This is a genomic window from Saccharopolyspora oryzae, assembly GCF_027853915.1.
In the GTDB taxonomy this organism is placed as follows: domain Bacteria; phylum Actinomycetota; class Actinomycetes; order Mycobacteriales; family Pseudonocardiaceae; genus Saccharopolyspora; species Saccharopolyspora oryzae.
The window spans coordinates 1-13,377 of the sequence record NZ_JAQGLA010000128.1 but is presented as its reverse complement, the minus strand read 5'-3'; the positions used below and the strand labels follow the sequence as shown (position 1 = coordinate 13,377).

The 13,377-nt window shown below is 71.0% G+C and carries 12 protein-coding genes and 1 pseudogene; 6 read left to right on the top strand and 7 right to left on the bottom strand.

Annotated features, from left to right (window positions below):
- Positions 1-94: 94 nt before the first annotated feature.
- From OU415_RS36210 to macS, 3 genes are all read right to left on the bottom strand, one after another.
- Positions 95-295 (bottom strand): hypothetical protein, encoded by a 201-nt coding sequence (locus tag OU415_RS36210; RefSeq protein ID WP_270954209.1) that lies wholly within the window; start codon positions 293-295, stop codon positions 95-97.
- A 296-nt stretch (positions 296-591) separates the two neighbouring features.
- On the bottom strand, positions 592-1,251 hold the full coding sequence (locus tag OU415_RS36205) for a response regulator (RefSeq protein ID WP_270954207.1): 660 nt from the start codon (positions 1,249-1,251) through the stop codon (positions 592-594).
- On the bottom strand, positions 1,248-2,396 hold the full coding sequence (macS, locus tag OU415_RS36200) for a MacS family sensor histidine kinase (protein ID WP_270954206.1): 1,149 nt from the start codon (positions 2,394-2,396) through the stop codon (positions 1,248-1,250). Before macS ends, OU415_RS36205 begins: the two co-directional genes overlap by 4 nt.
- Before the next feature lie 199 nt (positions 2,397-2,595).
- Here macS and OU415_RS36195 point away from each other — a divergent pair, with 199 nt between their 5' ends.
- Entirely contained in the window at positions 2,596-3,792 is a 1,197-nt protein-coding gene (locus tag OU415_RS36195; RefSeq protein WP_270954205.1) for a GGDEF domain-containing protein, read from the top strand.
- 96 nt (positions 3,793-3,888) lie between these two features.
- Here the strand turns inward: OU415_RS36195 and OU415_RS36190 are convergent, their stop codons facing one another.
- Positions 3,889-5,070, bottom strand: coding sequence for an AI-2E family transporter (locus OU415_RS36190; RefSeq protein WP_270954203.1), 1,182 nt, complete (start codon positions 5,068-5,070; stop codon positions 3,889-3,891).
- Between the two features lie 208 nt (positions 5,071-5,278).
- Here OU415_RS36190 and OU415_RS36185 point away from each other — a divergent pair, with 208 nt between their 5' ends.
- Together OU415_RS36185 and OU415_RS36180 are read left to right on the top strand one after the other, a co-directional pair.
- Positions 5,279-6,082, top strand: a complete 804-nt coding sequence (locus tag OU415_RS36185) for a hypothetical protein (protein WP_270954202.1) — start codon at positions 5,279-5,281, stop codon at positions 6,080-6,082.
- A gap of 167 nt (positions 6,083-6,249) precedes the next feature.
- Positions 6,250-7,605, top strand: a complete 1,356-nt coding sequence (locus tag OU415_RS36180; protein ID WP_270954200.1) for a hypothetical protein — start codon at positions 6,250-6,252, stop codon at positions 7,603-7,605.
- 81 nt (positions 7,606-7,686) lie between these two features.
- On the opposite strand, the gene OU415_RS36175 is transcribed toward OU415_RS36180, so the two are convergent.
- Positions 7,687-8,985: a glycosyltransferase 87 family protein gene (locus tag OU415_RS36175; RefSeq protein ID WP_270954199.1), complete on the bottom strand. Its 1,299-nt coding sequence runs from the start codon at positions 8,983-8,985 to the stop codon at positions 7,687-7,689.
- A 301-nt stretch (positions 8,986-9,286) separates the two neighbouring features.
- On the opposite strand from OU415_RS36175, the gene OU415_RS36170 reads away from it, so the two are divergent.
- Positions 9,287-10,138, top strand: coding sequence for a GGDEF domain-containing protein (locus OU415_RS36170; protein ID WP_270954198.1), 852 nt, complete (start codon positions 9,287-9,289; stop codon positions 10,136-10,138).
- Between the two features lie 106 nt (positions 10,139-10,244).
- On the opposite strand, the gene OU415_RS36165 is transcribed toward OU415_RS36170, so the two are convergent.
- The gene (locus tag OU415_RS36165) at positions 10,245-11,342 is read right to left on the bottom strand and encodes an inositol-3-phosphate synthase (protein ID WP_270954210.1); all 1,098 of its coding nucleotides are present in this window, start codon (positions 11,340-11,342) and stop codon (positions 10,245-10,247) included.
- A gap of 20 nt (positions 11,343-11,362) precedes the next feature.
- Positions 11,363-11,923, bottom strand: a complete 561-nt coding sequence (locus OU415_RS36160; RefSeq protein ID WP_270954196.1) for a PadR family transcriptional regulator — start codon at positions 11,921-11,923, stop codon at positions 11,363-11,365.
- Positions 11,924-12,149: 226 nt separating this feature from the next.
- On the opposite strand from OU415_RS36160, the gene OU415_RS36155 reads away from it, so the two are divergent.
- Positions 12,150-12,554, top strand: coding sequence for a DUF5318 domain-containing protein (locus OU415_RS36155; protein WP_270954194.1), 405 nt, complete (start codon positions 12,150-12,152; stop codon positions 12,552-12,554).
- A gap of 101 nt (positions 12,555-12,655) precedes the next feature.
- Positions 12,656-13,377 (top strand): annotated as a pseudogene (locus OU415_RS36150) (hypothetical protein); the annotation flags it as partial.

Sequence of the window (13,377 nt, the reverse complement as noted above, 5' to 3'; positions counted from 1 at the left end):
TGTGCTTGACCTTCTCCTTCGCGGGATGGGACCCGGGCCGCTCACCGCGCGCAGCAGCGGTGAGCGGCCGGGAACTCATCGGCTACTGGGCAAATCAGTTGGCGCCCTGGTTCACGTTGGCGTTGTTGAACGCGGTCACGTCCACGTCACCGGCGAAGGAGTCGTTGTCGACGTCAACGTCGACGTCCTGGTCGACGTCGATGTTCTGGTCGATGTCTCCGAAGCCGTCCCACCAGCAGCCGCCCAGGGCCTTGCGCTCGGGCAGCAGTTCAGCGAACTCGTGGGTTTCGAACATGGTCTGCTCCTAGTCTTCGACGGAATTTCGACTGCGGCTCAGCCGCTGGGGACGAGTACGCCAAAGGCCCCGTCACCAGCCCGTCACCGGCGCGTCACGCGCCGTCGTCGCCCGGAGGTCCGGTTCGGCGATGACGCTGCGTGTTCTCCGCGCGACCAGGGAAATCCGGATCCGACAAGAGCTTTCCTAGATGGATCGGGTGAATCCGGAAATTCCTGCACCAGATCGCCCTCACCCAACGAAAAGCCCCGCGCACCGGTCTCGGGTGGCGGGGCTCGTGAGCAGCGGAAACGCGCTTAGGCTTCCTGGTCCAGGCCGTGCTCGATCGCGTAGCGGGCCAGCTCGACCCGGTTGTGCAGCTGCAGCTTGCGCAGCGTGGACTGCACGTGGTTCTCCACCGTCCGGTGCGAGATCACCAGCTTCTTGGCGATCTGCCGGGCCGTCATGCCCTTCGCGACCAGCCGCAGCACCTCGGTCTCCCGGTCGGTCAGCTGCGGGGCCTGCGTCTCCGAGTCCGGCGTGATCGCCATCCGCCGGTACTCGCCGAGCACCAGCCCGGCCAGCCCGGCGGTGAACACGGCGTCCCCGGCGGCGGTGCGCTCGACGGCGTCCACCAGCTCCTCGGCCGACGCCGACTTGACCAGGTACCCGGAAGCACCGGCCTTGACCGCCTCCAGCACGTCGCTGTGCTCGCCGCTGGCCGACAGCACGAGCACGCGGGTGCCGGGGATCTCCTGGGTGATCTGCAGGGTCGCGGTCACCCCGGAGGGCTCGCCCAGGTTGAGGTCCATCAGCACCACGTCGGGCTTGACCGTCCGCGCGATGCGCAGCGCGGACGCGGCGTCGCTGGCGGTGGCCAGCACCTCGAAGCCGCGCTCGGCCAGGTCGCGGGCAACTCCGTCGCGCCACATCGGGTGGTCGTCGACGACCATCACGGACACGGTCGGCTTGCTCATCGCTCTCCTCCTCTGCGGCGCTTGGCCGGCTTCGCACCGGGCAGGGGAACCCGGATCTCCCACTCGGTCCCTTCTCCGGGCTCGGTGTCCAGGGTGATCGTGCCACCGAGTCCGTCCACCCTGCCCTTGATCGACTTGGCCACCCCGAGCCGCCCCTCGGCGGCCGCTTCGTCGAGCCGGCCTTCGGGGATGCCCGGCCCGTCGTCGCGGACGCTGACCACCACCTCGTCCGGCAGCTCCTCCAGCAGCACCCACGCCTGGGCGTCGGGGCCGGCGTGCTTCTCGACGTTGGCCAGCGATTCCCGGATCACGGCGAACAGCTCCGAGCTCAGCGGCTCCTGGAGGAGCACCGGGTTGCCCGGCACCGACACGTGGATCCGCCCGGTCCGCAGCACCTGGAGCTTCGCGGCCAGATCCGTCTCGCCGTTCTCGGTGGTCTCCTGCGGTGTGGTCGCGACCAGCGCGCGCAGCGCGATCTCCTGCTCGCCGGCCAGCTGCGCCAGGTCGGCGGCCTCCCCGCCGAGCTCCGTGCCGCGGCGGCGCACTCGCGCCAGCACCTGCAGCACGCTGTCGTGTATGTCCCGGGCCAGCCGCTCGCGCTCGGCGGTGGCGGCTTCCGCGCGCAGCGCGCGGGCCAGGCGCGCGGTGGTGGTGCGGGCGCTGCTGGAGGCGATCCCCATGACCGTGCCGACGCCGATCAGCAGGACCGTGTCCAGCGCCATGTCCGGGGTGGTCTTCCAGCGGAGCAGGAAGTTGCAGGCGGCCGCGAAGGCCCCGACGATCAGCCCACCGGGGGTCCCCCACTGGGAGGCGGCGGCGGTGACCATGGTCGGGTGCCAGGCGGTGACCACCGACGGGTCGCTGTCGGCCATCTGCTGGTCGGTGAGGATGAACTCGTTGCTCAGGAACAGCACCGTCACCACGACGATGTCGATCGCGACGAGCAGGTTGGTGCGCCCGGCCGGCGTCCAGTAGCGCCAGACGGTGAACGCGGTCCACACGCCCATCAGCACGATGACGACCAAGGCGAGCCAGGGCCGTTCGTACTCGTGGTACTGGGCGCCGACCCAACCGCACGCGTACAGGAACATCACGATGCGGAAGATGTTGTGCCCGCGCCAGAGCGGCGAGCTCCCATCTGCCATCCGCGGTTCCTTCGATGGCGGACTGGTCAAGTTCGCTCCTTCCCAGCGGACCATCCTGCCGTACCGAGCCGCTCGCGGAGACCGCCGTATCGACCACCCCGCGTGTTTGTGATCACCAGCGGCACCGACCGGAGCAGTTCGGGTGGTGTGCAGCACAGCTACCACTCGCTGTGCAAGGCTGCGCACCGGAGGTGATCGAATGCGCGGCTGGCTGCTGTGGCGACTCCGGCCCGCGGCGATCGCCTACGTGCTCACCGTTCAAGCAGTGGCGCTGGTGCTGATCGCGCTGGTCGTCGGGGTGAGCCGGGAGCCGCGGCCGGAAGAGCTGCTGAGCTTCGTGATGCTGGCCGCCACCTCGGGCGCGGTCATCGTGATCACCTCGGTGTCGATCAACGTCAAGCGCCAGATCAGGCGCAACCCGTGGACGCTGCACATCGCCTACCTGGCGGCCGGCATCCTCCTCCTGCCGCCGAACCTGCTGGTCCTGCTGCTGCTGGGGCCGACCCTGCACGGGGTGCTGGACGGACGCCCGGAACTGCACCGCTGGCTGTTCACCACGGCGGCGACCACGATCGCGACGCTGTCCGCGCGGTTCGCCATCGGCTGGGAGGTGCCGGGATGGACCGCCGCGCAGTTCGTGCTGACCGGGGCGATCCTGCTGCTGGTGCGGGCGCTGCTGGTGGCCATCGGCATCCGGCTGCGCAACCCGGAGGCGCCGCGCCAGCACGTGCTCGGCGAACCGATCGACGTGCTGCTGGGCATCGTCGCGGCGAGCCTCGGCGGGCTGCTGGCGGTGGCGATGAGCCACGAACCGACCAGCGCGCTGCTCGCCGGACCGCCGATGGTGCTGCTCGACCTGGCCAGCCAGCTGCCGCAGTGGCGGCGTTCGGCGCAGCACGACGCCAAGACGGGCCTGGCCAACCTCGCGCACTGGGAACGCTTAGCGCGCACCGAGCTCGCGCGGGCGCGCGCCCGCGACCAGGCGGTCTCGCTGCTGCTGCTCGACCTGGACCACTTCAAGCGGGTCAACGACGAGCTCGGCCACCTGGCCGGGGACACCGTGCTCGCCGCGGTCGCGATGATGCTGCGCAGCAGCGTGCGGCGGGAGGACGTGGTCGGCCGGTTCGGCGGCGAGGAGTTCGTCGTGCTGCTGCCGGGCACCGACTCGGAGCCGGCCTGCGCGGTGGCCGACCGGATCCGGCGGTCCACGGCAGCGCTGTCGGTGCCCGCCCGGGACACCGAGGGCGAGCTGCGCGAGCTCAACGACCTGACGGTGAGCATCGGCGTGGCCACCACGACACGCTTCGGCTACCAGATCACCGACCTGATCATCGCCGCCGACGCGGCCCTGCTCGCGGCGAAGTCGGCCGGCCGCAACGCCGTCACCCTCGCCTGACGAAACCCCGCGGTCCCGGCGCTCCGCCACGAGCGGAGTCCAAATTCCATTGAAATCGCACGTCCGATTTCAATGGAATTTGCGGGAGTGCCGGGCTCAGCGGTCGGCGGGTTCGGGTTCCTTGTCCTCTTCCGGCGGTTCGGTGGCTTGCTGGTCCGGGGTGTCCTTGACGGGGGCGGGCTCGTCCGTCGGTGGGGCTTCCGGTTCCTCCTCGCCGACGAGGGAGCGGATCGAGGCGTTGAGGACCGCCACCAGCGGGACCGCCAGCAGCGCGCCGACGATGCCGGAGACCACTGCGCCGATGCTGATCGCCAGGACGACGGCCAGCGCGTGCAGGTGCACCGCACGCCCCAGCAGCAGCGGCTGGAGGATGTTGCCCTCGACCTGCTGGACCAGCAGCACCACGCCGACCACGATCAGCGCGGTCACCCAGCCCTTGGTCACCAGCGCGACCAGGACCGCGACCGCGCCGGAGGCCACCGCACCGACGATCGGCACGAAGCCGCCCAGGAACACCAGCGCGGCCAGCGGGATGGCCAGCGGCACCCCGAGGATCACCAGGCCCAGGCCGATGCCCAGCGCGTCGACCACCGCCACCATCGCGGTCGCCCGCACGTAGCCGACCAGCGCCTTGAAGCCCTGGACACCGGCCGCGTCCACCTTGTGGCGGACGTGCTTGGGGGCCAGCTTGGTCACGAACAGCCACACGCCGCGGCCGTCGTGCAGGAAGTAGATGAGCGTGAACAGCGCCAGCACCAGGCCGGTCAGGAAGTTGCCGAAGGTGCCCGCGGTGGACAGCGCACCGCTGGTCAGCATCGCCTGGTTGGCCTGCAGCCACTCCTGCGCCTGCCGCAGGTAGTTGTCGATCTGGGCGTCGTTGATGTGCAGCGGGCCCTGCGCCAGCTGCACCTTCAGCGCGGTCAACGACGCGATGACCTGCCGCTGCAGGTCCGGGAAGCCGGTGATGAACGCGTTGATGACGAAGGTGAGCACACCGCCGACGACGGCCAGCCCGCCGATCAGCACGAACGCGGTCGCCAGGGATCGCGGCACGCCGCGCCGCGCGAGTCCGGCGACGACCGGGGCCAGCAGCGCGGACAGCAGCATCGCGATGGCCACCGGGATCACGACGACGTAGATCTGCCCGAGGACCAGCCCGAGCACGTACACGGCACCGAGGATGACCAGCGCGCGCCAGCTGACCGCGGCCGAAACCCGCAGCACGCGCGGAAGGGACTTGGCCGCGTCGTCCCGCTGGGCGATCTTGAAGTCGTTCACCCTGCCACCGTAGCGCCGACCGGAGCGCCGGGTCCGCAGATGACCACAGCCCGCAACGTCGATCGATCACCAGTAACACGATGTAGCGAAGCTGTCGCCCAACGCTTACGGATGGGGCGGTTGTTTTGGAAGAGTGCCCGTCGGCAAGCAGGAGATCGCAGTCCTGTGGGGAGTCACACCGCTGAGCCGAGGAGGTTCTGGCCCCGAGATGTCCCGCCGCGACCGCACGACGGGAGCCGCCCGACAGTGGCGGCTGCTGAGCCGTGCCCTCGTGGTGGTCGGCGCGACGGTCGCCGGAACCTCCGCGGCTTGGCTGCTCGACCACGGCCCCGCCGACGCGGCGGACCTGCCCGCGGCCGAGGCCGAGGCCGAGCACACCGCGGGTGACGCCCCGGCGGGCGAGTCCGGCCCGGAGGAGTTCTCGCTGACCCGGCTCGACCCGATCAAGCTGGTCAACTCGGGCCCGACCGGGAAGCTGCTCGACGCGGCCCAGCCCGTCACCGAGGTGCTGCAGCAGCCCGCCGCCGAAGTCGGGCAGGTCGCCGGCGATGCGCTGGCGGTCACCACCCAGACCACGTCCCCGGACACCGCCGCCGAACCCGAGTCGGCGCAGCCGCCGCAGCAGCCGGTGGAGGCCGACCGGACCCCGCACGTCGAGCCACCGGCCGCCGACGTCGCCGTCGAGAGCCCGGTGCCGGACGTCGCCGAACCCGCTTCCGAACCGCGGCCGGCCGAGCCGCAGCGGTTCTCGCCGCCCGAACCTCCCGCGCCGGAGCCCCCGGCGCAGCCGCGCCTGCCCATCGGCGCGACACCCTTCGTGCTGCCCTCGACACCCGGCGCCCCAGGCTGCGGCGGCGCCACCGACGGGCCGCACCACAACACCACCGCGCTCGGCTGGCACCCCGCCGCGCCGGTCCGCGCCCCGGCCCGAGCCGGTGCGCCCAGCTGCGACATCGAGGCAACGCTGCTGCCCAGCGTTGCCGAACCGCAGCCGGGAACCACTCCCGACTGATCGCGCGGCGGCCACGTCGTCGCGGTGCGCGAGCGCGCCTCGAACCGGCCGCGCGAAACCCGAAGCCAATTCCGAAAGGCCCGCTGCCGTGCTGCACGCACCCGGCCGGCGGTGTGGCTCGAACCCGTTCCCTCCCCGACAGAGGAAACCCCGTGAAGGAGCAATCCATGCAGACTTGGGCGAAGCGCGGTGTGCAGGCCGCGCTGGTCACCGGTGGGATGCTGGCCGTCGGCAGCGGCGTCGCATCCGCCGATCAGGCCTGCCCGGAGCGTCCGACCTCGCCGCTCGGCGAGCCGGCGAACGCGCTCGGCCAGCTCGGCGCCGACGGGCGCTGCCTGTCCGGCGACCTGTTCCCGGAGAACGCTCAGGTGAACGCGCCGCTGGTCGAGTCGCGCGCCGCGCACCAGGTGACCGCGCTGGCGGGCACCCTGGACCCGGTCCGGGACCTGCTGCCCGTCGTCGAGAACGACATGACGCAGGAGATGCCTGCGCTGCGCGACTGGCACACCGAACCCGCACCCGCCGAGCCGTCGGCCGCCCCGCTGCACCTGGCGGGCTGGATCGCCGACCCGGCCGACGCGCGCCCGCTGGAGCACGCGGGCCTGCCGGGCCTGCCGCCGTTCGACGGCAACCGGCCGGTCACCCCCGCCGAGGGCTTCCACCGCTCGCTGAGCTGGGCCGGGCCCATCGGCGAGGTGATCAGGGGAGGTGCGCATGCCCTCGACGAGGGGACGTTTCGATCGGGTCCGGTCCTGGATGTCCCTGCAAATCTGCTGACCCCGCACGACGACCTCGTCTACTTCGACGGCTTCGGCCCGGCCGAGGGCATCGTCGACCTGTGGCAGGGCGTGCTCACCCCGCCGCACGGCGGTCTGATCGACGCCAAGCAGGTGGACCTCACCTCCGCCGAGCTGCCGGGCTTCCGCAACGAGCTGCACACCGTCCCCGGCGACGTGCTCTCGGCGGCGCTGTCCGCGATCGCGCCGCAGCCGGCCCCGCGCAGCGAGTTCGTGCCGCTGGACGTGCCGGGTGAGCTGCAGGCCAAGGCCAACGAGCTGCCGGACCTGTCCGGGCTGCCGCTGCTCCAGCTGAGCAAGGCGCCGGGCACCACCGAGCGCAGCGACAACCCGGGCGTGCAGGCGCCGCTGCCGCTGGTCGGTGAGCTCAACACCCTGGGCGGCGGGCAGACCTCGGTGCCCACCATCAGCCGGATCACCTCCGCGCTGGACGCGCCCGCCCCGCGCGCCATCACGTTCACCGACGCGCCGCTGCAGTCCGACGTCGCGGTGCAGGTGGTCGACGAGCTGCAGGCCGCGATGCCGGAGCACAAGCTCGTCACCCAGAGCCCGCTGCGCCCGGCGCCGGTCCCGGCCCCGCGCAGCGGCGGCATGGCCCTGCCGGTGCTCGGCGACAGCATCCCGAACATCACCGCGGTGCAGGACCAGACCCTGCCGCTGCCGGGTCTGTCGTCCGACCAGCGCAGCTTCGAGAACGCCGACACGGTGGTCTTCAGCCGCATCTGATCCGCTGGACGAACGAACCGGGGCGGGAGCTGTCGAGCTCCCGCCCCGGTTCTTTTCGTTCCAGCGGCCTGACCAGGCAGTTCAGGTGCGGGCCGGGATGGGGGGTTCGGGCGCCGCCGTGGGCTCGTCGGGCGTCGCACGGCGGGCGTTCCACCACAGGACCGCGTTGTAGAGCAGGAAGGACAGGCCGAGGTAGACGTAGGCGTTGCCGACCAGGTTCTCCGGCAGGCTCCAGGTCAGCTCCAGGCCCTTGCCCTGCGGCACCTTCCAGTGCGGGCCCATCATGAACAGCCCGGTGACCAGCGTCGACGCCAGCAGCAGCGCCCAGTCGCGCCGCGTCCAGGCCGCGCCGAGCAGCAGCACCAGCCCCGGGATCGCCCACACCCAGTGGTGCGACCACGAGATCGGCGAGATCAGCAGGCCGAACACGCCGTTGATCACCACCGCGGTAGGCAGGTCCCGCTGCCGGATCGCGTGCAGCATCCCCAGCACCGCCATGACCAGGGCGATCACCGCCACCGCGGCCAGCACCGGGGTCAGGTGGTTCACCCCGATCTTGGTCAGCAGCGAGCGCAGCGACTGGTTGCCCGCGTAGACCGAGGCGTCGCCGGTGAACTTCGGGCCGAACGAGACGTTGCTGGTCGCGAACACCTCCTGCAGCCAGAAGCGACGGGCGTTGTCGAAGGTCAGCGCGAAGCCCAGCAGCGCGGTGCCGGCGAAGGTCAGCAGCGCGGTCGCGATCATCCGCGCGTCCTTGCGCAGCAGCGGCAGCAGCAGGAACACCAGCGGGGTCAGCTTGATCCCGGCGGCCAGGCCGATCAGCAGCCCGCGCGGGTAGGGCAGCTTCTGCTTCCCGTCCGTCCGCCACAGGCAGTCCACCGCGACCAGCGCCATCAGCACGATGTTGATCTGCGCGTAGGTGATGGTCTCCAGCACCGGCTCGCTGATCGTGGCCACCGGCAGCACCGCCGCCACCACCAGCAGCACCCGCTCGCGGTGCGCCCGCAGGAACGTCGCCGTGCTGAGCACCATGTACAGCGTGACCAGCAGCGCGAGGTGGCTGACCAGCATGATCACCGCGGTCGAGACCGCCTTCGGGACCAGCGCCAGCGGGGCGAACAGGATCGCGGCGAACGGCGGGTAGATGAACGGCAGCCGCAGCCCGGACTCGGTCGCGGGGAGGTTGTTGTAGAGGTCGCGGCCGTCCAGCAGCGCCTTCGCGCCCAGCCGGTACACCTCGCCGTCGATGTGGTCGTGGGTGTTGATGGTCGACACCACCACCACCGCGAGCAGTTCGGCGACCGCGATGACCGCCAGCAGCCTCCGGTGTTCGTGCAACCGGTCGGCCAGCGGTGTTCGCGCGCTCCCGGTCACCGGCATGCGTCGTCCTCCTCGCCTGGACACGATCCCCCGGAACAAGCGTAGAGATTCACGTTCCGCGAGGGCCCGTCGCAGGCCCGGTTTGGGATCGGTGCCACTTCCTCATGTTTCACCTGCTCGAATCATCAAGTGCCGTTCGGCGAGGTGAACGATCAGGGAATGCATCGTTAAGAACTGACGGAGCGTTATCCGTCCAGCGCGAACACCACCATTACGGGTGGCAGCTGAGCCCTTGAAAAGGAACGTGGTCGGAGGGGAGGCTCAGACGGACTGCTCCGTTTGGTGGGGAGGAGGGGGCCGAATGAGTGTTGTTGACGTGACCGCGGCAGCCCAGCTGACCTCGGTGTGGGACGACAACATCAGCGGGCTCAACGTCGGTGTGCTGCTGACCGATGAACGCGGGCAGGTGCTGGCCACCAACGACGTCGCCGCCGAACTCATGCAGCTGGCCAAGGCCGACCTGCTCACCGGCGTCCGACCCGCGGGCTGGCACCTGCGCGACGACACCGGTGCGGCGATGCCGGACTGGGCGGATCTCGCCGGTCAGGTGCTGCGCGCCGGCTCTCCCCTGTCCATCCCGATGGTGATCGCCCGCAGCGGCCAGCCGCTGAGCCGGATCTGGGCGGACTACCACGCGGTGCAGGTCCAGGGCCGCCGCCGCGTGCTGATCCTGCTGCAGCCGGTGCACACCGACGTCCCGCACAGCCGGGGCCTGCTGGACCCGCTGACCGGACTGCCCGGTCGCGTCCTGCTGCTGGACCGCCTCGAGCAGTCCCTGGTGCGCGCCCGCAGCCGCGGCACGCTGTCCACGCTGGTGCTGATCGACGTGCAGCGGCTCGCGGACTTCAACGCCGAGCACGGCTTCGACCGCGGCGACGAGCTGCTGACCACGCTGGCCGGCCGGCTGCGGGAAGGGCTCAGCGACGAGCACACCGTGGCCCGCTACGGCGGCGACGAGTTCGCGGTGATCGCCGAGCACCCCAGCGGCACCGGCGAAGCGATCGCCGAGCAGGCGCGGGAGGTGGCCGGTTGGCCGCTGCGCGTCGGCCGCAAGCGCGTCCGCCCCGGACTGCGCGTCTCCTGGGTGACCACCGATGGTCAAGCCCCGGTCCACTCGGTCCTGTCCAGGGCCGAGCAGCAGCTGCAGCACTGAGAACCGGTGCTCGCAGGATCGACGGAGGGAGGTGGCGCGTGGGTCTGGAGACCCGTGAACGACGAAGGGCACCCGCTCGCGCGGGTGCCCTCTCGTTTCGGACGGGTCAGCGCTCGGCCTTGCCCTCGATGAAGTCCTCGACGGCCTGGTAGGCCACCGAGTCGGAGTACTGCTCCGGCGGGGACTTCATGAAGTAGGACGAAGCCGACAGGATCGGGCCGCCGATGCCGCGGTCCTTGGCGATCTTGGCCGCGCGGAGCGCGTCGATGATGATGCCCGCCGAGTTCGGCGAGTCCCACACCTCGAGCTTGTACTCCAGGTTCAGCGGCACGTCGCCGAAGGCGCGGCCCTCGAGCCGGATGTAGGCCCACTTGCGGTCGTCCAGCCACGGCACGTAGTCCGACGGACCGATGTGCACGTTGCGCTTGCCCAGGTCGCGGTCGACCTGCGAAGTCACCGCCTGCGTCTTGGAGGTCTTCTTCGACTCCAGCCGCTCCAGTTCCTTCATGTTCATGAAGTCCATGTTGCCGCCGACGTTGAGCTGCATCGTGCGGTCCAGGTGCACGCCGCGGTCCTCGAACAGCTTGGCCAGCACCCGGTGCGTGATGGTCGCCCCGACCTGCGACTTGATGTCGTCACCGACGATCGGCACGCCCGCGTCGGCGAACTTCTTCGCCCACTCCGGGTCCGAGGCGATGAACACCGGCAGCGCGTTGACGAACGCCACACCGGCGTCGATCGCGCACTGCGCGTAGAACTTGTCGGCCTCCTCGGAGCCCACCGGGAGGTAGGAGACCAGCACGTCGACCTCGGCGTCCTTGAGCGCCTGCACGACGTCGACCGGCTGCTCGTCGGACTCCTCGATGGTCTCCCGGTAGAACCGGCCGAGGCCGTCGTAGGTGTGACCGCGCTGCACGGTGACGCCCAGCGGCGGCACGTCGGCGATCTTGATCGTGTTGTTCTCGCTGGCGACGATGGCCTCGGAGAGGTCCCGGCCGACCTTCTTCGCATCCACGTCGAAGGCAGCCACGAACTTGACGTCCCGCACGTGGTACTCGCCGAACTCGACGTGCATCAGGCCGGGCACCCGGCTGTTCGGGTCGGCGTCGGCGTAGTAGTGGACGCCCTGCACCAGCGATGCCGCGCAGTTCCCGACGCCGACGATCGCCACTCGCACCGTACGACCGGGCCGTTCTCCGCCCATGGCAGGGCCCTCCTTCTTGGTCATCTGTCGTGTCCTTGCAGTTCTTGCTCGCGCGCCGCAGCGTCCTGCTCGGCGCGTTCGTTCTCGATGATTTCGTCGAGCCAGCGAACCTCGCGTTCGCTGTGGTCCAGGCGGAGCCGGTGCAGCTCCCGGGTGTAGCGGTCGAACCGGTCGTCGCGCGCCAGCGCGCTGCGCAGACCGTCCCGGCGTTCCTCCACGCGCCGCCGCCGCCCCTCCAGGATCCGCAGCCGGACCTCGGCCGGGGTGCGGGAGAAGAACACCATGTGCACGCCGAACGCGTTGTCGTCGCAGGCCTGCGGCCCGCAGTCACCGACCAGCTCGGTGAAGCGGAACTCGCCGTCCGGGGTGATCCGGTACACGCGGCGGGCCCGCCGGCCCCAGCCGTGCGCGTCCGGTTCTTCCTCGATCAGTCCGGCGCGCTGCAGCCTCCGCAACGTCGGGTACAAAGTTCCGCAGGACAACGCGCGGAAAGCGCCAGGTGTGTCGTGCAACCGCTTCCGCAGCTCGTAGCCGTGCATCGGTGCCTCGTGCAGAAGTCCGAGCACGGCGAGTTCGAGCATCCGCACCTCCTCGGCCCGAAATCATCGGTGGCCTCGTGCGGGACCGGACTGCGCGCAACGTGCGCGCATCCCGTTGGGCCACCTGGCGGAGTATATCGCGCCGATATATCGGGAACCACGATCGAGCGGGCCGCAGGTGGCGGTCGTCACTGCACGTGGCGCCCGGTCGACGCGCCTGCCCTGAACGGCGCATGGAGCAGTCGTCGTCGGCACGTACCCTGTGGTCGTGCGGACCCAACGGCAAGTGGTCGACTACGCGTTGCAGCGCAGGGCGCTGCTCGCGCAGGTCCACGCTGGCCGCGTCGGGGTGATGGAGGTCTGCGACGCCGACCCGTACCTGCTGCAGGCGGCGAAATTCCATGGCGAGCCGAGCGGGGTCACCTGCCCGGTGTGCCGGAAGGAACCGTTGACCCTGGTCTCCTGGGTCTTCGGCGATGCCCTCAAGCACGCGTCCGGTTCGGCGCGAGCCCCAGAGGAGCTGGACCGGATGGCAGCCGTGTTCGAGGAGTTCAACGTCCACGTCGTAGAGGTATGCCGCACATGTAATTGGAACCACCTGGTGCAGTCGTACGTCTTGGGAACCGGCGGCTTGAACGAGCGGCCTTCCCGGCGCAAGACTGCCGCGGAGTGACATCCGGTCGTGCCCCGACACGACCGCGCGCCGGGTGCGGCGCAACCCCGACGTGAACGCATCACATGGCGTCGCCCGACGCCAGTCCTGGAGGCCCACTCGTGAACGACGAGCGTGACGACCACCCCGGAGGCCGCCACTCAAGGCATCCCCAGCCCGACGGTCGTGGCACGCCGCCCCCGCCGCAACGCCCCGGTCCGCCGCCACCCGGCGACCAGGCGCGTCCGCCGCAGCGGCCGATGCCCGGACCGCCGCCGGCTGCGGGGCCGGGTGGACCGGCGTGGCCGAGCGAGGAGCCGCGGCCCGGTCAGCGCCCTGGTCCGCCACCACCCCCGCCGAACCAGCAGGGCCAGCAGTGGCCCGCCGGCGGTCCGGACGTGGAGGAGACCCAGCAGCACCCCGCGGTGCCCGCTTCCGACGCGAAGTGGCCCGAGGAGGAGTCGCCGCAGGAGCGCACCGGGGCGTGGACGCCGTCGTTCGACGATGACGACGATGACGACGACTCCGCGCTGTCCAAGCGGCTGAGCGGGGACTCGGACAACTCGGGCTCCGGTGGGAGCAAGCTCGACCTGCCCACCAGCTACTCCCAGGTGCCGCCGCCCCCGCCGGGCCCGGGCAACGGTCCGCCGCCGGGCGGGCGGCAGGGGCCGCCGCCGGGTCCGTCGCAGACCCGCCAAGGCCCGCCACCGGGTCCCCCGCCGGGTCCGCCGCCGGGACGGCCACCGCAGCCGCCGAGCGCGGAGCAGCCGACGCAGAACATCCCGCAGACGGCGGGCCGCGTTGACGACCGCCGTCGTGCGGGTGGCGCCGCTGGCGCAGGCGC

Bases quoted from the DNA above. Each gene is read 5' to 3' on its own strand.
- OU415_RS36210 (WP_270954209.1), bottom strand. From the start codon at position 295: ATGTTCGAAACCCACGAGTTCGCTGAACTGCTGCCCGAGCGCAAGGCC.
- OU415_RS36205 (WP_270954207.1), bottom strand. From the start codon at position 1,251: ATGAGCAAGCCGACCGTGTCCGTGATGGTCGTCGACGACCACCCGATG.
- macS (WP_270954206.1), bottom strand. From the start codon at position 2,396: ATGGCAGATGGGAGCTCGCCGCTCTGGCGCGGGCACAACATCTTCCGC.
- OU415_RS36195 (WP_270954205.1), top strand. From the start codon at position 2,596: ATGCGCGGCTGGCTGCTGTGGCGACTCCGGCCCGCGGCGATCGCCTAC.
- OU415_RS36185 (WP_270954202.1), top strand. From the start codon at position 5,279: ATGTCCCGCCGCGACCGCACGACGGGAGCCGCCCGACAGTGGCGGCTG.
- OU415_RS36180 (WP_270954200.1), top strand. From the start codon at position 6,250: ATGCAGACTTGGGCGAAGCGCGGTGTGCAGGCCGCGCTGGTCACCGGT.
- OU415_RS36175 (WP_270954199.1), bottom strand. From the start codon at position 8,985: ATGCCGGTGACCGGGAGCGCGCGAACACCGCTGGCCGACCGGTTGCAC.
- OU415_RS36170 (WP_270954198.1), top strand. From the start codon at position 9,287: ATGAGTGTTGTTGACGTGACCGCGGCAGCCCAGCTGACCTCGGTGTGG.
- OU415_RS36165 (WP_270954210.1), bottom strand. From the start codon at position 11,342: ATGGGCGGAGAACGGCCCGGTCGTACGGTGCGAGTGGCGATCGTCGGC.
- OU415_RS36160 (WP_270954196.1), bottom strand. From the start codon at position 11,923: ATGCTCGAACTCGCCGTGCTCGGACTTCTGCACGAGGCACCGATGCAC.